Genomic DNA, 16,398 nt, shown 5'->3' with positions numbered 1-16,398 from the left:
CCGCGCCCTCACACCGCCAGATGGCCGGGGATGCGCAGATGCCGCCTCCCGACCTCGACGAATTGGGGATCGCGCTTCGCCGCCCACACGGCCACGAAATGGCCGATGGCCCAAATGGCGATGCCGACCAGCCAGAGGCGCAGGCCGAGGCCCACGGCCCCGGCAAGCGTTCCGTTCATGATGGCGATGGCGCGCGGTGCGCCGCCGAGCAGGATATGCTCGGTCAGCGCCCGATGGACCGGAACCGTGAAGCCCGGCACCGCGTCGAGTTGTTCGAGGCCGCCCGCCATCAAACGAGCGCCCCGCCGCCGAACGAGAAGAACGACAGGAAGAAGCTCGACGCCGCGAAGGCGATGCTGAGGCCGAACACGATCTGGATCAGGCGACGGAAGCCGCCGCTGGTATCGCCGAAGGCCAGCGTCAGGCCGGTGGCGATGATGATGATGACGGCGACGATCTTGGCGACCGGCCCCTCGATGGACTGAAGGATTTGCTGAAGCGGTTGCTCCCACGGCATCGACGATCCCGACGCATGGGCGGCCGGGGCGAGCATGAGGCTGATGGCAAGGGTGGATGCGGCGGTCGCGGCGAAGCGATAGCCGCGCGAAATCGTGCGGATCATGAAGATTCTCCTGTGTTGGGGTTGGCTTGGGTGATGCGGTAATCGCCGTCCGGCCCCAGCCCTTCGACACGGGCCAGTTCGGCGAGCCGGCGCGCGGAACCGCGCCCGGCAAGGACGGCAACAAGGTCGATGGTTTCCGCGATCAGGGCGCGCGGGACCGTGACGACAGCCTCTTGAATGAGCTGTTCAAGGCGGCGCAGCGCGCCGATGCCGGAACCGGCATGGATGGTGCCGATGCCGCCCGGATGGCCGGTTCCCCAAGCTTTGAGCAGGTCGAGGGCTTCGGGGCCGCGCACCTCGCCGATGGGGATGCGGTCGGGGCGCAGGCGAAGCGACGACCGCACAAGGTCCGACAGGCTGGCGACGCCATCCTTGGTTCGCATCGCCACCAGATTGGGCGCGGCGCATTGCAGTTCGCGCGTGTCCTCGATGATGACGACGCGATCCTGCGTCTTCGCCACCTCGGCGAGCAGCGCGTTGGTGAGCGTCGTCTTGCCGGTGGACGTGCCGCCCGCGACAAGGATGTTGGCGCGGGACTGGACGGCGGCGCGCAGCGTATCCGCCTGGTCGGTGGTCATGATGCCCGCCGCCACATAGTCGTCGAGGCTGAACACCGCGACGGCGGGCTTGCGGATGGCGAAGGCCGGCGCGACGACCACGGGCGGAAGTAGCCCCTCGAACCGCTCGCCGGTTTCGGGAAGCTCGGCCGAAACGCGCGGACTGCGGGCGTGAACCTCCGCGCCGACATGATGGGCGACCAGCCGCACGATGCGTTCGCCATCGGCGGCGGACAGGCGCTCGCCCGTGTCGGCCAGCCCCTCGGACAGCCGATCCACCCAAAGCCGGCCATCGGGATTCAGCATCACCTCGACCACGGTGGAGTCTTCGAGCAGGCGCGCGATTGCCGGCCCGAGCGCGGTGCGCAACATGCGCGCGCCGCGCTGCATCGCCTCCTGTCTGTGATGGTTGGTGGTCATGTCGGCCCCGGCTTTCGGTGGGGACGCGACAGGCAATCCCCGGATCGGGGTCGATTAAGAGAGGCCGAAATCCGGCCGCTTCAACAAGTATCTAAGTGCAGGCGGGCATCGGCGGCGACCGGCGGCAAACAGGATGGGCCTGAATACTCAAGCCGGATCGCCGTTAGCCTCCGGCTCATCCGTGGAGTGGTTTTCGCGGGGTGAGTCGATGTCGCACGACAGCTCCTTGAGAAACCTGTCTCCGGTGGCGAGGCGCTTGCCGAGGGTCTGCATGAAGCCCTCGAACCGTTCCGCACCTTTCGCGCGGGCGGCGGATTGCGCGCTCCCCGAAAGCGGCGGCGTGAAGGTCAGCCAGAACAGGATGAACAGCGAAACCGTCTCGCCGAGGGCTGCAAGGTCCAGGTCGAGCGCGTCGATCTGGCGGCCGAGCTTGTCCAGGCGGCGCGACATGGCGGCTTCGAGCTGGTCGGTGGCATCGCCGGACAGGTAGGACATGACCGCCGCTTCGACGATGGCGGATTTCGACACCTTGCGACGCAGCGCCAGCGTCTCGATCTGCGGTATAAGCGCGGGGTCGAAATAGAGATTCAGGCGGGTTCGTGTGGTCATGGGCGTGTCCTCAAAGCTCGATTCCATCATCGGGGTTCATGGCGACCTGCCGCGCGACCATCCTCATGCGCTGGCGCATGGCGCGGGCCTTGGCCGCGTCCACGTCCGGCTCGTCGTCCAGGATGTCGAACTCCTGCGCGGGCGACGGCGGCGGTGCGACGATTTCCTCATGCTCGGGCAATTCCGGCTCGCGGCGGATGCCCGCATTGGCCGGATCGCCTTCGGTCCTGTCGGTGGCGTCCGTTACGGGATGGCTCGCCGCCGCGACCACGCGGCTCGACCAATCATCCGATGACGGATTCGTGGCGGAACCGACCGCTGGATCGGGTGGGGTCAGGATGCGTTCCATGAACCGCGCATCCTCGAAATAGCGCGCCTTGATGGCCCGGATCGGCGGCGTTCCGGCGACCATGACGATTTCCTCGGATGGCGGAAGCTGCATCACCTCGCCCGGCGTGAGCAGCGGTCGCGCCGTCTCCTGCCGCGAAACCATGAGATGCCCCAACCACGGGGCCAGCCTATGCCCGGCGTAGTTGGTGGAATCGCGCATCTCGGTTGCGGTGCCGAGGGCTTCGCTGATCCTCTTTGCGGTCCTCTCGTCGTTCGTGGCGAAGGCGATGCGGACATGACAATTATCGAGGATCGCGTTGTTCGGCCCATAGGCGCGCTCAATCTGGTTGAGCGATTGGGCGATGAGAAACGACTTCATTCCGTAGCCAGCCATGAAGGCGAGCGCGGATTCAAAGAAATCCAGCCTGCCGAGCGCGGGAAACTCGTCCAGCATCAATAGCAGGCGATGGCGCTTGCCGGACGTGTTCAAGTCCTCGGTCAACCGCCTGCCGATCTGGTTGAGGATCAACCTTATGAGGGGCTTGGTGCGGTTGATGTCGGACGGCGGCACGACAAGGTAGAGGCTGACGGGCTGGCGGTTTCCGACCAGATCGGCAATGCGCCAGTCGCAGCGGGCCGTCACCCGCGCCACCACGGGATCGCGGTATAACCCCAGATAGGACATTGCCGTGCTGAGAACGCCCGACCGTTCGTTCTCGGACTTGTTCAGCAGTTCGCGCGCCGAGGACGCGATGACGGGGTGAACGCCGGCTTCGCCCAGGTGCGGCGTCTCCATCATCGCGCGCAAGGTCGCCTCGACCGGGCGGCGGGGATCGGACAGGAAATTGGCGACGCCTGCGAGCGTCTTGTCTTTCTCCGCGTAGAGGACATGCAGGATCGCGCCCACAAGCAGGCTGTGGCTGGTCTTTTCCCAATGGTTGCGCTTGTCGAGGCTGCCTTCGGGATCGACCAGAATATCCGCGATATTTTGAACATCCCTGACCTCCCACTCGCCTTGCCGAACTTCAAGCAATGGGTTGTAGGCGGACGATCTGGCGTTGGTCGGATCGAACAGCAGGACGCGGCCGTGCTTCGCCCGGAAGCCCGCCGTGAGGGTCCAGTTCTCCCCTTTGATGTCATGGACAATGCAGCTTCCCGGCCATGTCAGCAGAGTCGGCACCACTAGCCCGACGCCCTTGCCGCTACGCGTCGGGGCGAAACATAGGACATGCTCGGGGCCGTCATGGCGCAGATAGTCCTGGGGATGCCGGCCAAGCACGACGCCATCGGGACCGAGCAATCCGGCGGCGCGGATTTCCTTGTCCTCGGCCCATCGCGCCGAACCATAGGTGGCGACGTTGCGCGCCTCCCGCGCCCGGATGATCGACATGAGGATGGCGGCGGCGATGGCGAGGAAGCCGCCCGACACGGCGATGATGCCGCCCTCCACGAAGATCGCCGGCGCGTAGGCGTCGAACGAAAACCACCACCAGAAGAAAGCCGGGGGATAGTAGATCGGCAGGCCCGCCAGCTCGAACCATGGATTGCCGAGCTGGGGCTGGAAGCCGAGGCGGAAGGCAACCCATTGCGTCGCCGCCCAGGTCATCACCAGAACGATGGTGAAAACCACCGCGATCTGGCCCCATAAGATTCGGCCACCACGCATCCAGGCTCCAGTCTGCAAAAGGGACGGAGCCGATCAGAGAGTAAGCAAAAACCGGGCAGGCAATAGGAGCGAGGATGCGGGAGGGCTGCCGGATACGGGCGGCGGTAAATAGGACGGTCGTGGCAGCGCGGCCGCCTGCGCTGGCGTCTATGCGGAGTGGCCGGGGCGAATCGCTGGGGAAATCAGTCCGCCCGAACCCGGCCGCCCCATGTCGCTTGCAAGCGTGAGCAAGTTATGAAGCGCGGCGCTGCGATTGTAGGGCGACCAGACGGCCGAGAACGGAACCGGCTCCGGCTCGTCGGCGAATGGCAGGAAGACCACACCGGACGTTGGAAGCAGCGTCGTGGCCGCCCCGGCGATGGTGATGCCGAACCCCTGTCCGACCATGGATAGCAAGGTGCTGCGCTCAACATCGAAGCGTTGTATCGAGGATGTGGGCCAGCGTCCGGCAAGGCGCAGAACGATATGGTCGTAAGCCTGCGGGCCGGTGCCGCCGGATCGGACAAGGAACGTCTCCCCTGCGAGGTCGGCCCAGGTGACGGCAAGCTGGTCGGCCAGCCGGTGCCGATCCGGTAGCGCCGCGACCAGTGGTTCGGCCCATATACGCCGGGAATGGCAGTCGGGCAGTTCGGGGCTTCCTGCTACGAACACCACGTCCAAACGGTCGGCGCGAAGCTGTGTGACGGTATCGCGGGCCGTGCCTTCGGTAATCTCGATGTCGATGCCGGGATGGTCTTCCCGGTATCCGGCAAGCAGGTCTGCAAGGAAGCTGCACGGGATCAGGGCATGGACGCCGATGCGCAGGCGACCACATTCCCCTGATGCGGCCATGCCTGCGGTCTTCACCGCATGGTCGAGTTGGTCGATGCCTGCCGCTATCCGCTCGATGAATTGGCGTCCGGCTTCGGTCAACCGGACGCCGCGCGCATGGCGCTCGAACAGGAGGATGCCGAGGTCTTCTTCCAGCGTCTTCACGCGGGCGCTGACGCTGGATTGCGCCACGCCGAGCGCATTAGCGGCGTGGCGGAAGTTCAGATATTCGGCGACGGCAAGCGTCTGGATCAGCGATGTCATAGGGATGCGCGACCCTAGAGAGGTCAGCATACCAGATTGACGATCAATCATGGATACTGGTTGCCGCCGCCGCATCGCTCACCCTCCGCTCCACTAGGCGCGGATGCCGTGATCGAATCGCCAGTTGCCATCTGGCACGAAGCTGTCGCGGGTGGTTGCCGCCAACCGTTCCTCAAGCATGATCCTGTCCAGCGGAATACAATAGACCGCTCTGCGGCGCTCGAAGCGCCATCCATCGGCCAAGCCTCCCGCATCGACTGAATCGTAGCCGATCTGATCGAGGAATGTGGCGACGGCCGCTTTTGCGTCGGCATCGTCTCCGGCCATAGGAAGCGCGCGCCGATCCTTCGCGCCGGTCGGGCGAGCATCAGGAACTACGTCCTCCACCAGAATGGAGTTGAGGGCTTTCACCACCTTGGAACCCGGAAGGAGCCTTGCCAGTACCTCGGCGGTCGTAAGCTCGCCGCTGTCCAGCTCCGGCACCGGCCCGAAATGTGGAAAGTAGTTCTGCGGGTTCAGCACTATCTTTCCTGCCAGTGGCGTCGCCGGAATGGCCGGCGACATTTGCAGATGGATGGCCGCGACGATCATTTCACCGAACGCGGCAACGTCATCCACGGTCCCGACCTCACAACCGATCTGCTGGCCGATGTGCCGGATCGTTTCCGGTCCTCTGGAATTGCTCAACATGATCTGATGACCGGCCCTCGTTGCCAGCAATCCAACTGCCTGCGCCATTCGCCCCGCGCCAATAATCCCGATTTTCATCTGTGTTCCTTCCGCGCTTCTGGCGTTTATATGAGTTCAGCGCGGTAAGGCTTCCGCCCGCATCGACTTCTTCCCTCCGAAGACAAGGAAGCTCATCAGCGCGAGGGTCCATGCCGAGACTGCGCCGTAGAGCGTGACCCAGCCGATGCCCTGCGCCAGCGCAGCGCGCGCGGCGGTGATGGGGAACCCGTGGCTTTCGGCGGCAGCGAGATTGCCCGCTGACACGGCATCTGCCAGCGCCCGGAGCGTGGCTTCGGCCGGGGGTTGCGGGAGGCCTTGAGCGAGATAGGCATAGACGCCGCTCAAGAGGATAAGGCCCATGATCGCGATATTGACCGCCAGCGAAATGAACCGCGCGCTCATATCCATGCCGGACGCCATGCCGGCCCGTTCGGGCGGCACGGCGGCGGTCGCCGTGTTGGTGACGGGCGTGTTTGTGAGGCCGAGGCCGATCCCCGCGAGGATGCAGCCGGGGAGCAGCGTCATCCAGTTCGCATGTTCGCTTGACGCGACGATATGGAGAAGGCCGAAGCCCGCGCCGATGGTGAAGAGGCCAAGGGGAATGACCAAGCCAGGACCACGGCTCAGAAGCAACCGTTCCGCAAGCGGCGGGACCAGGATCGTCGGCACGGTATAGGCGAGCACGGTCAGGCCCGCCGCGATGGCGTCATAGCCCAGCACTGCTTGCAGATAGATCGGCAGATAGATCACGAAGGGCCAAAAGCTGAAATTCATGCCGCTGGAGCCGAGCAACGCGCCCGAAAACCTGCGAATGCGGAAGGCGGTGAAGTCGAACATCGGTCGTGCAGTGCGATTCTCGACGACGACGAACAGCACGAAACTGGCGATGCTGACTGCGAGGATCGCCAGCGCCGCCGGACTCGCCAGTCCCAATTCCTGTCCCTGCGTAATCAGATAAACGATTCCGAACACCGCAATCGACAGCGTGACCATGCCGGCGAGGTCGATCCGGGTGGCTTGGGGATCGGAAGATTCCTCGACGCCCTTTTGAGCAAACAGCACCGTGGCTGCCGCGATTGCGACGTGGATCAGGAACACCCATTCCCAGCTTGCCAGCGTGATAATCCCGCCACCAACTATCGGGCCGAAGCCAAGGCCGATCCCGAAGATGATGCCCCACCAGCCGAACGCCTTGCCGCGCTCCGCGCCATCCCTGAACTGGTGCGACAGGACCGCGACCTGACAGGCGAGCATGGCGGCGGCGCTGAGTCCCTGTAGAAAGCGCGCCGCGATCAGAAGCGGCGCGCTGGTCGCCAGCCCGCAGATAAGGGACGCGATCCCGAAGACCACGACGCCCGACATGAAGATGCGCTTGCGGCCGAACCGATCCCCCAAGGCGCCCATTGCCATCAACACCGCGCACATGGCGATGGTGTAGGCGTTCATGATCCATTGCAGTTGCCGGAAATCGGCCGGGAGGACGCTTTCCAGCGCCGGCAGGATCGACGGGATACTGGTTATTTCCAGCCCGAGCATGAGCGCCGAAAGACATACGGCGACAAGCGCAAAGCTGTTCTTGGATGATGGTGCAGGATTCATATCTTGGCCTTGCTGTTGCTCGCAGCACAAGGCGGCTCATCACCTACGGCGATATGCGTTACTCGGCTCACCCTGCGCGCGACGATACGGTTGGCTTGCAGAAATGCCGCCAATATGCTCATTTGACAATCGTATGACAGGCCATTTCAGTGACAACAAAAATGGATAGATAGATGAGTGTGCTTGAGGTTGATGCCGTCCGGGCCTTCGTGATGATCGCCGACCTTCAGAGCTTCACCCGCGCCGCCGAGGCCATTGGCTCGACGCAGGGTGCGGTCAGCGTGAAGTTGAAGCGGCTCGAAGATCGCCTCGGCAAAAAGCTGATCGAACGCACTCCAAGGCAGGTGCGTCTATCTGCGCAGGGCGAAACCTTCCTGCCGCCCGCACGGGAGTTCCTTGCAGCCCATGAACGTGCGCTTGCGGCGCTCGCGGGGGAAAGGCGCCGCTTCCGGCTGGGGATCGCCGCGCACATCATGGGGCCGGAAGTTCCGACCTTGCTTGCAAAGCTCAAATCGCTCGATCCCTGCCTGACGGTCGAGGTCCTGGTTGATAATTCGCGCGCCCTTCTGGATGCCTATGAGGACGGAACGCTGGATGCTGTGATCGTGCGAAGCGACGACGACCGGCGGGACGGGGAAGTGCTTGGCCCCGAGCATTTCGGCTGGTTTGCGTCATCGGATTTCGAGCATCACGCCGGCGAGCCATTGCGGATCGCAAGTCATCCTTCGTGCTGCACGGTTCGGGAAGTGGCGACGCGCTTGCTGGATGCGGCTGCAATCCAGTGGAACGAAGTATTCGTTGGCGGCACCTCGGCGGTGACTGCGGCATTGTCCGCCGGTCTTGCGGTCGCTGCGTTCCCCTGTCGGTTGGCGACTCCCGACATGATCGAGGTCAGTCAGATGCTCGACCTGCCGCCAATTCCGTCACTGTCCATCGTTCTGCACTCATCTCTGACCGACCCCAAGACGCGCGAAACATTGCGCGCGATCACGGCCGCGTTCAGTGAGCATCGCAGGAACAGCAACAAGCAAATCAGCCTCGTCTCCGTGTAGCGGCCGGGAACCATGCCCGTTTCCATCAGATCGACAAACCGCGTGATCGCCCGAGTTGCCACGATACCGAACCGCCCTGCACGACGCCCATAACTTCGCGGCCGAGCTGACGGTCGATGACTGGCCGCCACGGGACAAGGGTGAACTCGTGGCTCTTTTCCACGATGGCGAACTTGCCGCTCGTTAGCTGGACAGTCCCGGTGAACTTGCCGCTGATGCTCTCGCCATCCTTGGCGGCGCGGAACGATAGCGCCTTGCCCTCGGCCATCTCCGCGCCGGCGCCGGCAACTTCCCGCTCGCGCAGCGTGGCGAGAAGGTTGCTGCGGTAGAAGATGCGACCGTCGCGCGCTTGGGTGGCGTCGCCCTGCTCGATGTGATGTTCGCGGCGCTGGTCCATGGCTTCGCGGACCTGTTGCCCAAAGCCGGTTGGCGCAAGGTCGGCCGTCTCGTCGTGAACCAATCGCCGGTCCAGCCAGGTTGCGCCGTCCGAACCTATCTGCCGGTCCAGATTGACGGGCGACAGGACGCGAACGCTGGCCTGCCGGTCGCGGCCAGCGTCGTAGGCGGCGGCGCGGCTCTCGCAATCTTCGGGAATGCGCCATTGATCGGCGTCGATCCGCTCGACGATGCCGGCGCGGCGCAACGCCTCCAGCCGGCGGACATGGGCATCGAGATAGCCCTCATAATCGCCGCCCGGAACGCGGCCCTCGAACTTCGCCTGCTCCAGATGACGGCTCGGACGATAGATGCCGCTCTCGGCGATGGCCACAATACTGCGGTCGGATGGTCGGGCCGTCACCTCGGCCGGGCCGATCTGGACGACGCTGCCGATGCGGGCATCCTCCAGCCGCTCGGGCGCGATGCCGGCGATGTGATGGGTGCGGCCGTCGATCCCGTCCACCACAACGGTCAGGTTCTCCCCAAGCTCGTCGGACAGATGCTTGTCCACGACGCGACCGACGATAGGCGTCTCGGGCGCACCGTCATGGATTTGGAAGCTCATGGGATCGCGCTCGCCGCCCTGCGGGCCGAGCGCCTTCTGCATGGTGCGGATAATGTCGCCACGCTCGCCTAGCTCGCGCAGGGCCGGTTCCATGTCCTTGCTCAACTCCCAAACGCCGGGCGCGTGTTCGGTCGCCAGCCCCATCTTTTCGAGCTTGCTCAAGCGACGCAGGCGCAATGTTCGCTCGAACTGGCGACGCGGTGCGACCGGCTCATGGCGCAGGTCGAGGAAACGATCATCGGCCTCCCCGGCCATCGCCTCGTCGATCCGGGTGAAACGGTCCCGGTCGATTTCGGCCGATAGTTTGCGGGCCTGCTCGATCTCGGTCACGGGGCCGAGTTCCAGACTGGCAAGCTCGCTGGCGCGCTCGCGCAGGCCAGCGGAAAGATAGTCGCCGTTGATGACTAGATCCCCGCCCATATCGTCGCGGCCGTTGACGATGATATGCACATGCGGGTGGCCGGTGTTGTAGTGGTTGACGGCGACCCAATCGAGTTTCGTGCCGAGGTCGGCTTCCACCTGTTTCATGAAATCGCGGGTGTAGGCGGTCAGGTCCGACAGCTCCGCGTTGTCCTCGGGCGAGACGATGAAGCGAAATTGGTGGCGGTCGTCCTTGCCGCGATCAAGGAAGGCGTCGCCATCGGCGCGATCCTCGGTCGCCGAATAGAGCCGGCCGCGCTCGCCGTCGCGCGAGGTTCCGTCACGCTGGACATAGCGCAGATGTGCGCGGGCACGGCCGCCCTTCCATGCGGCCCTCACGCTGCGCTGCTTGACGATGACGCGGCGGCTGCCGGGCTGGCGATGATGCCAATGGCCGGAGATATTGCGGGCGCGCACGAAGCTCGCGCCCCGGCCGCGCTTCACGCCCTTGCCGCTGGCGACCACGGCACGGGAACGGCCCGGCGATGACGGGCGGGCGGATGACGGCATGGAAGGATCGCGGGCGGCTGCCGCCTGATGCTGCCGGGTGATCTTCTTGACCTGCGTGAAAAAGCTCTTGGTCTTGCCAGCCTTCGGCGTGACGGATCGGATGCGGCCGGGCTTCGGGCGGAAGTGGTTTTCGTCGTCGGCGCTCAAGGGCGCGACTCCAGCCCAAACCGCCGAAAAACTGCCGATCTGCGCCTATGGTGCCGCTCGAAACCCTGCAAAGCCAAGGCTTTGCGCGAAATCGCGGCACGCGGGGTCAAAAATCGTGGTGCCGCTCGCGGCTCCCCTAACCAGTGTGCAGACAACAACAATTTCAGGAAGCGGCCCGACATGGTGCCGTCTTCTTTAATCTTGCCCTCCTTTCTTTCGGCCCTTTCTGCCTTTCCGACCCCGAATCCAGCCGGACGCAAACCCGCCCGACTGGATGACGAAGCCTGCGCCGCCGAGCGCGGGAACGCCGCCATCATGGCGTTCCTCCGTCGCTCGCGGTCGCCACGAAAATACTGCCGTCCTGCGGCTGCGTAGCGACGGGATCGCGCGCCGGAACGGCAGCGCGGCCGTCACCTGATTGCGCCCCGGTCAGCGGCGTGACGGTCGCCCGGCTGCCGTCCGGGCGCATGACGAACAACGGGGCTTCGCGCCAATCGGGCGGCGGTGCCGGTTGCAGGGACGGCGCATCCGATGGAGCCGCGCCGCCAAGGATCGGGGCGAGCGCGGCGACATAGGCGCGTGTCTCGGCGGGAAGCGGTCGGCCCGTCGCGCGGTGTTCGTCGTAGCGGCCGGGACCGGCATTGTAGGCCGCGAGCATCGCGCCGACATTGCCGTAGCGGTCGAACATCTCGCGCAGGTAAGCCGTGCCTGCCATGATGTTGTCGCGCGGGTCGTAGGGATCGCGCCCAAGGCCATGGCGGACGCGCAGGCCCGCCCAGGTGTCGGGCATCACCTGCATCAATCCCATCGCCCCGGCCGACGAAACCGCGCGCACGTCGCCCGCGCTTTCGGCGCGCAACACGGCGACAATCCAATGCTCCGGGATGCCGAACCGTTGCGACGCCTCGGCTATGTGGGCCGCATAGGGATGGGCGGCTGCCGGGCGCTCGACCGGCGCGGATTGCGCGACCGCGACGCTCGATCCGGCGCAGACGGAAAGCGCCACGGCGAGCAACAGGACGGCAAAACGCCATGCCGCCCTGTCTCCGCAATGGCTCCAGCCTGCCAGCGTCCTCGCTGCGGTCAAGGGCAAGGCGCAAGCGCCGGCCGGGGGCCGCCCCTGACCTTCGCTGCGCGCGCCGGCCGTCCTGCGCCCGAGCGGGACGAAGGGATGAGACGGATTTCCCGCGAACAAAGGGATGACGGGAACACGCACCGATCAGCCCCGATCCTCGCGCGCCCGTGGCCGCTTCCATGCGAGCCGGAAGGTGCGCCCCTTGTCGTCGGCCTGGAACAGCGCCGGACGAAACAGCGCGGGAAAAAGCGGGCTGTCGATCTCCAGGGCGATGTAATCCCCGGCGCGTTCGCCGACACGTTTCCACGCCCCGCCGATCTCGGGGCCGTCCTCGTCGTCGAGCTGGATGCGATAGGCGGGCGTGTTCTCGCCGTCGCCCGGCTCGATGGCGACAAGAACGATTGCCTCGTCGATGCCGAACAGTCGGACGCGGCCGGCGTAGCCGTTGGCGGTGGGTTCAAAGATATTGGCGGGCATGGTTAGTCTCCTTCTGGTTGGGGGAAATCAGTGGTCGGCGCGCGCCACTCGTAGCGGCCGACGCCTTCCTCATCGGTCCAGAGCGGGACCGCCCGACCGATGACCGAGCTTGTGGGGATGGGTCCGAAATACCGGCCGTCCAGGCTGTCGCGGACATCCCAATTCATGAGGAAGATTTCGCCGGGGGCGATGACGCGGCAGCCCTGCCAGATGGGCAGTTCCCGCCCGATCCGGTCGCGGTCGAGCGCGTCGCCCATCTCGATCCCGTCAACCGTGATCGTGCGGCCGGTGCGGCAAACCCGCTGCCCCGGCAAGCCGAGGACGCGCTTCAACAGCGGAACGCCGCGCCCAACATAGCCGCGCCCGACCATGAAGGCGGCGAGCGGTTCGGGTGGCTGGACTGCGACCAGCTCCGGCACGTCGAGCGCATCGGCTGGCTCGACCGTGTAGAAGCCGACCGGCGCGCTGGCGGTGGCGTTCCAGATGAGTTTCGTCGGCGTCTCGACGGCGCTTGCGGCGGCAATGCCGATTGCGGCCAGCGCCGTGACCGCGAGATAGCGGCGGCGCGTCATGGGTCGATCCTCCGGCGTCCGATCCATGCCGCATGACGTTCGGGCGTGTAGGCGCTCGGCTCCAGATTGGCGGTCAGGCGATTGTGCGCGTGACGCCAGTAGTCCGGCGATATGTCGGCGGGGTCGAGGCCGAGCGATTCCACGGCGTTGATCACGGCAAGGGCGCGCTGCACCTTCGGCCAGCCGTCGAGCCGCAACAGGATTTCGCCGCCGGGCCGCACGAAGGGCAACGTCTGGAACGGCTCGCCGCGCCCGATGGCTCGCACAATGTCGATGCGCGAAACGACCGTGCCATGCTCGCCGCTCGCCCATCGGACGAAGGCGAAGACACTCTCCGGCGCGAAGCCGACGACGCTGCGGCGGCGGTCGATGATCTGTTCGTAGGTCTTGCGGCCGAACCTGATCCAATGCTCGATCTTGCGTTTCTCGAAGGTCAGTTCGACCAGGGTGGTGAAGGGCGCGGGTCCGTCCGGCAGCGGACGGCCGTGCGCGCTGCGATGGGCGCGGCGGGTCATTGTTCGTCTCCGGGAATGTCGGGGGTGGAGCGCACCAGCACGGCGTCGAGCGCGGCTTCGGTGCGCAGGATGGCGCGGCCGATGGCTTCGGGGATTTGCGGAAGAACAGCGTCGCCGAAGGCTTCGACGATCAAGCTGGCAGCAGAAGTCCCTTTGCGACTACCGAGCGCAATGCGCGTGTCAGCCACCCAGGCGGAAAGCCCATCATCCAGCCGTAGGTGATGGGCAAGGCCGCCGTTCCAGTCAGCCCATGGTTCCGCAACATCACCGCCAGCGCCCGCGCGCCCGCCCATTTCTGGATGGATGATGGGGCCAGTTGGTTCCTCGTTGCTGTCGGCGTCGAGGCCATCATTGCCCTGCTCATCATCGCGTCCATCGTCGGCGACTTCCGCCGCTCGTAGGCCGGACTCCAGCCGTCCATGCGGCTGTCGCGCTTCGTCGGTGTCGGCAGGGTTTCCGCCGCGTGGCGCAACAGGTTCGGCGTGTCGATCTGCGCCTTCGCCCCGTTCGCCCGGCGTCCCGTCTCTATCTCCTGCGCGCTCAACCTGCGGCCGCCGTTCGGCTTTACCGGCGTCGGCATCATGCCATGGGGCATGTCCGGCCTGTCGAAATGCAGCACCTCGCTCATGGTCGGCGTCCGTTCGAAATCGTCCTGATCCGATGTCATCCGGCCCTTGAGCTTGCGCAGGACGCTCCCCCGCGGCGCTGCGTTCGCTGTCGGCGTTCCCATCATCCCCGCATGGCGGCTGGCATGGCCCTGCAACTGGCTCAACACGTCGCCCCTGCCACCGCGATCCGCATCCGATTTCCTCGGCGTCGCCAAGGTCTGACTGCGGAACAGGTCGTAGAGGCCCGATTCCTTCATCGCCCTGCGCGCACCAGAACCACCCTCCAGACGGATGCCACCCTGCTGGGATTGCGATACGGGTGTCGGCAAGCTGGCCGGGGTCGTAGCCGATGAGCCATGACCGCTTGCGGACATGGTTGGCGCCAACGCTGTCAGCACCCACCACGCACGGCTCGACGGCGTAGCCGAGCGTTTCCAGTTCATCGAGCAGCCGGTCAGCGCCGCGAGTTCTGAGATTAGGGCTGTTCTCAAAAGCGAACCAGCGAGGGCGGCAATCTCCGACCAGCCGGACGGCTTCGAGATAGAGGCCCGACCGTTCCCCGTCGATGCCTCGCCCTTTGGTGTTGGCGCTGCTGATGTCCTGGCACGGCGGGCTGCCGACGATGATGTCGGGCAGGATTCCAAGGTCGGAAACAAGGCGAGCTGCCGTGAGTCCGCGCACGTCCTCGTAGAGTCTGACATGAGGGTTGTTCTCTGCGTAAAGGATGCGCCGCCATTCGACGATTTCGCAGGCGGCGATGGTGACGAAGCCGGCGCGATGCAGGCCGAGCGACCAGCCTCCGGCTGCGGCGCTGAACAGGTCGAGCGCGCGCATCATGGCCAGCCGCTCCCGGCGGAACCGGCACCACGCCTCGCGTGTGCGCGCGTCAAAGAAAAAGAGTTAGATTCTCTGTTAGATAAGTTAGCGGTCGGATTCCGCGTTTCAGGCCAAAGCGTTAGCTGGGGTTCATGCGCCTGATGTGCCGATAGTGCTGCGCCTGATGTGCCGATACCCCGTGCGCCTGATGTGCCGATGGCTTTAACAGGGTTATCAACAGTGCCTGTTGATAAGTTTTCGGGGCGGATGCGCAGCAGCTCGCGGCCATCCTCCCGCTCGATCTGGAGCAGGTAGCCGGGAAGCGGTTGGCGGGCCGCGATCCGGCGCAGGTCGAGCGCGAAGTCGGACGGCCGCGCGATGCTGCCGGACTTCTGATGAAGGTGCGCGACCTCGAAAATCCAGCCATGGCGCTGGTGGCCGGCGTGTTTGCGGGCGACGCGGTAAAGCCAACGCTCGATGCCGCCAGTCAGCCGGAAATAGTCCGGGTCGATGGTCAGGACCAGCGAGCGGCCTATGACGCTGTTATAGAACCATTCGGGCAGGACGAATTCCATGCCCTCGACGCGGCCGGCGCGCGTCGTCAATTCCTCCCATTCGTTGATCCATGAAAATTGCCGGCGGCGCCAATGCGGGCCGTTGCGGATCGTGGTGGCGATGACAGTGGATTGCAGCCGTGCGAGCGCGGCCTTGAGCAATAGATATTGCCGGTTGCCGGTCGGCCGTCCGATGGCGCGCAACAGATGATAGGGCGTGAAGCGAAAGAAGCGCGACGTGGTGAGGCCGTTGTTCTCGGCCGCGACAATCTGCGAGGCGGCCCATATCAGAACATCGGCGTCCCATATGGTCGCCATGCCGTGTTCGGGCATCCCGAACACCTGCACCTCTATATCGGCGGCCTTGTAGAGAATCGGCTTGGTGCGCGGGGTTTTCGCCAGCGAAAAAAACGGCCGTTCCATCAAGTCGCGCTGATCGCGCGGCGGCGCGTCGCCCGTTGCGACCACGAAGGGGTCGAGGCGGCTGCGCTCGCTAACCTCGGACGACTGCGGGGGGTCGTGATCGTCCTCGCGCAGCATCTAGCGGCTGCCCCGTTCTTCGGGCGTGAGCGGACGGGCGGGAAAGACGGTGCCGGCGGTCTTGTCGCTGGTGGACTTGCGCGCACCTATCGCGGTCCAGGCTTGCAAGTCCTCGACCGCGTAGAGGACGCGCCCGCCGATCTTGCGATAGGTCGGGCCGGTTCCGTAGGTGCGATGCTTCTCAAGGGTTCGGATGGAAATGCCGAGGAAGCGCGCGGCTTCCTTGGTGCGCAACATGCGCGGCGGAAGGTCCGCGAGCGGGTTGGACATGGATCACCTCCGGTTCATCAGGATTCGGCTGTCGGGGGCGACAGCGGACTGTGGCGAACCATGGAGAGGGACCGGCGGCGCGTAGCGTGCCGCATTTGCGCCTATGCGCTGGCGGCACCCCCTGACCGGGGGCGTTGCGCGGCAAATATGCGAGGGATTTCAGCGCCGGGCTGCCAGCCGGGACGAATAGACAAAGACATTCGGGCGCAGCTCGGCTAAGACTGCGGACGGAG

17 protein-coding genes are annotated in these 16,398 nt (G+C 65.3%); 1 reads left to right on the top strand and 16 read right to left on the bottom strand.

What is annotated here, in order from left to right; genetic code table 11:
• Nucleotides 1-8: 8 nt before the first annotated feature.
• The 8 genes from NBE95_RS16695 to NBE95_RS16660 form a co-directional block, all read right to left on the bottom strand.
• Complete coding sequence (locus NBE95_RS16695) at nucleotides 9-290, bottom strand: VirB3 family type IV secretion system protein (protein WP_289895359.1); 282 nt, start codon at nucleotides 288-290, stop codon at nucleotides 9-11.
• On the bottom strand, nucleotides 290-622 hold the full coding sequence (locus tag NBE95_RS16690) for a TrbC/VirB2 family protein (protein WP_252913900.1): 333 nt from the start codon (nucleotides 620-622) through the stop codon (nucleotides 290-292). Before NBE95_RS16690 ends, NBE95_RS16695 begins: the two co-directional genes overlap by 1 nt.
• On the bottom strand, nucleotides 619-1,599 hold the full coding sequence (trbB, locus tag NBE95_RS16685; protein ID WP_289895358.1) for a P-type conjugative transfer ATPase TrbB: 981 nt from the start codon (nucleotides 1,597-1,599) through the stop codon (nucleotides 619-621). The genes NBE95_RS16690 and trbB overlap by 4 nt, the downstream gene beginning before the upstream one ends.
• Before the next feature lie 147 nt (nucleotides 1,600-1,746).
• Nucleotides 1,747-2,208, bottom strand: coding sequence for a CopG family transcriptional regulator (locus NBE95_RS16680; protein ID WP_289895953.1), 462 nt, complete (start codon nucleotides 2,206-2,208; stop codon nucleotides 1,747-1,749).
• Nucleotides 2,209-2,218: 10 nt separating this feature from the next.
• Nucleotides 2,219-4,204, bottom strand: coding sequence for a conjugal transfer protein TraG (locus tag NBE95_RS16675; RefSeq protein ID WP_289895357.1), 1,986 nt, complete (start codon nucleotides 4,202-4,204; stop codon nucleotides 2,219-2,221).
• 147 nt (nucleotides 4,205-4,351) lie between these two features.
• Nucleotides 4,352-5,329: a LysR family transcriptional regulator gene (locus NBE95_RS16670; protein WP_289895356.1), complete on the bottom strand. Its 978-nt coding sequence runs from the start codon at nucleotides 5,327-5,329 to the stop codon at nucleotides 4,352-4,354.
• Between the two features lie 42 nt (nucleotides 5,330-5,371).
• A complete protein-coding gene (locus NBE95_RS16665) occupies nucleotides 5,372-6,046 on the bottom strand; it encodes an NAD(P)-binding domain-containing protein (protein WP_289895355.1) in 675 nt (224 codons plus the stop codon).
• A 36-nt stretch (nucleotides 6,047-6,082) separates the two neighbouring features.
• The gene (locus tag NBE95_RS16660) at nucleotides 6,083-7,606 is read right to left on the bottom strand and encodes an MFS transporter (RefSeq protein WP_289895354.1); all 1,524 of its coding nucleotides are present in this window, start codon (nucleotides 7,604-7,606) and stop codon (nucleotides 6,083-6,085) included.
• Nucleotides 7,607-7,779: 173 nt separating this feature from the next.
• Here NBE95_RS16660 and NBE95_RS16655 point away from each other — a divergent pair, with 173 nt between their 5' ends.
• Entirely contained in the window at nucleotides 7,780-8,658 is an 879-nt protein-coding gene (locus NBE95_RS16655) for a LysR family transcriptional regulator (protein WP_289895353.1), read from the top strand.
• A 25-nt stretch (nucleotides 8,659-8,683) separates the two neighbouring features.
• On the opposite strand, the gene NBE95_RS16650 is transcribed toward NBE95_RS16655, so the two are convergent.
• The 8 genes from NBE95_RS16650 to NBE95_RS16615 form a co-directional block, all read right to left on the bottom strand.
• On the bottom strand, nucleotides 8,684-9,805 hold the full coding sequence (locus tag NBE95_RS16650) for a DUF3363 domain-containing protein (protein ID WP_289895952.1): 1,122 nt from the start codon (nucleotides 9,803-9,805) through the stop codon (nucleotides 8,684-8,686).
• A gap of 1,246 nt (nucleotides 9,806-11,051) precedes the next feature.
• Nucleotides 11,052-11,825 (bottom strand): lytic transglycosylase domain-containing protein, encoded by a 774-nt coding sequence (locus NBE95_RS16645; protein ID WP_354670361.1) that lies wholly within the window; start codon nucleotides 11,823-11,825, stop codon nucleotides 11,052-11,054.
• A gap of 132 nt (nucleotides 11,826-11,957) precedes the next feature.
• A complete protein-coding gene (locus NBE95_RS16640) occupies nucleotides 11,958-12,290 on the bottom strand; it encodes a DUF736 domain-containing protein (protein ID WP_289895352.1) in 333 nt (110 codons plus the stop codon).
• A 2-nt stretch (nucleotides 12,291-12,292) separates the two neighbouring features.
• Entirely contained in the window at nucleotides 12,293-12,862 is a 570-nt protein-coding gene (locus NBE95_RS16635) for a S26 family signal peptidase (protein WP_289895351.1), read from the bottom strand.
• Nucleotides 12,859-13,377, bottom strand: coding sequence for a DUF2840 domain-containing protein (locus tag NBE95_RS16630; RefSeq protein WP_289895350.1), 519 nt, complete (start codon nucleotides 13,375-13,377; stop codon nucleotides 12,859-12,861). Before NBE95_RS16630 ends, NBE95_RS16635 begins: the two co-directional genes overlap by 4 nt.
• Entirely contained in the window at nucleotides 13,374-14,822 is a 1,449-nt protein-coding gene (locus NBE95_RS16625) for a DNA cytosine methyltransferase (protein WP_289895349.1), read from the bottom strand. Before NBE95_RS16625 ends, NBE95_RS16630 begins: the two co-directional genes overlap by 4 nt.
• Nucleotides 14,819-15,895 (bottom strand): replication initiator protein A, encoded by a 1,077-nt coding sequence (locus tag NBE95_RS16620; protein ID WP_289895348.1) that lies wholly within the window; start codon nucleotides 15,893-15,895, stop codon nucleotides 14,819-14,821. The genes NBE95_RS16625 and NBE95_RS16620 overlap by 4 nt, the downstream gene beginning before the upstream one ends.
• Nucleotides 15,896-16,165 (bottom strand): helix-turn-helix domain-containing protein, encoded by a 270-nt coding sequence (locus tag NBE95_RS16615; RefSeq protein WP_289895347.1) that lies wholly within the window; start codon nucleotides 16,163-16,165, stop codon nucleotides 15,896-15,898.
• Between the last annotated feature and the right edge of the window lie 233 nt (nucleotides 16,166-16,398).

Origin of the sequence: Paracoccus sp. TOH, assembly GCF_030388245.1 — a bacterium.
Lineage (GTDB): Bacteria > Pseudomonadota > Alphaproteobacteria > Rhodobacterales > Rhodobacteraceae > Paracoccus > Paracoccus simplex.
The sequence above is the reverse complement of the archived record's forward strand: the minus strand, read 5'-3'. Positions and strand labels throughout refer to the sequence as shown.

Excerpts from the sequence above, each read along its gene's own strand:
- NBE95_RS16650 (WP_289895952.1), bottom strand. The coding sequence starts at position 9,805 with ATGGGGCTGGCGACCGAACACGCGCCCGGCGTTTGGGAGTTGAGCAAG.
- NBE95_RS16690 (WP_252913900.1), bottom strand. The coding sequence starts at position 622 with ATGATCCGCACGATTTCGCGCGGCTATCGCTTCGCCGCGACCGCCGCA.
- NBE95_RS16680 (WP_289895953.1), bottom strand. The coding sequence starts at position 2,208 with ATGACCACACGAACCCGCCTGAATCTCTATTTCGACCCCGCGCTTATA.
- trbB (WP_289895358.1), bottom strand. The coding sequence starts at position 1,599 with ATGACCACCAACCATCACAGACAGGAGGCGATGCAGCGCGGCGCGCGC.
- NBE95_RS16620 (WP_289895348.1), bottom strand. The coding sequence starts at position 15,895 with ATGCTGCGCGAGGACGATCACGACCCCCCGCAGTCGTCCGAGGTTAGC.
- NBE95_RS16615 (WP_289895347.1), bottom strand. The coding sequence starts at position 16,165 with ATGTCCAACCCGCTCGCGGACCTTCCGCCGCGCATGTTGCGCACCAAG.
- NBE95_RS16640 (WP_289895352.1), bottom strand. The coding sequence starts at position 12,290 with ATGCCCGCCAATATCTTTGAACCCACCGCCAACGGCTACGCCGGCCGC.
- NBE95_RS16675 (WP_289895357.1), bottom strand. The coding sequence starts at position 4,204 with ATGCGTGGTGGCCGAATCTTATGGGGCCAGATCGCGGTGGTTTTCACC.
- NBE95_RS16625 (WP_289895349.1), bottom strand. The coding sequence starts at position 14,822 with ATGATGCGCGCGCTCGACCTGTTCAGCGCCGCAGCCGGAGGCTGGTCG.
- NBE95_RS16630 (WP_289895350.1), bottom strand. The coding sequence starts at position 13,377 with ATGACCCGCCGCGCCCATCGCAGCGCGCACGGCCGTCCGCTGCCGGAC.
- NBE95_RS16670 (WP_289895356.1), bottom strand. The coding sequence starts at position 5,329 with ATGATTGATCGTCAATCTGGTATGCTGACCTCTCTAGGGTCGCGCATC.
- NBE95_RS16665 (WP_289895355.1), bottom strand. The coding sequence starts at position 6,046 with ATGAAAATCGGGATTATTGGCGCGGGGCGAATGGCGCAGGCAGTTGGA.
- NBE95_RS16635 (WP_289895351.1), bottom strand. The coding sequence starts at position 12,862 with ATGACGCGCCGCCGCTATCTCGCGGTCACGGCGCTGGCCGCAATCGGC.
- NBE95_RS16660 (WP_289895354.1), bottom strand. The coding sequence starts at position 7,606 with ATGAATCCTGCACCATCATCCAAGAACAGCTTTGCGCTTGTCGCCGTA.
- NBE95_RS16695 (WP_289895359.1), bottom strand. The coding sequence starts at position 290 with ATGGCGGGCGGCCTCGAACAACTCGACGCGGTGCCGGGCTTCACGGTT.
- NBE95_RS16655 (WP_289895353.1), top strand. The coding sequence starts at position 7,780 with ATGAGTGTGCTTGAGGTTGATGCCGTCCGGGCCTTCGTGATGATCGCC.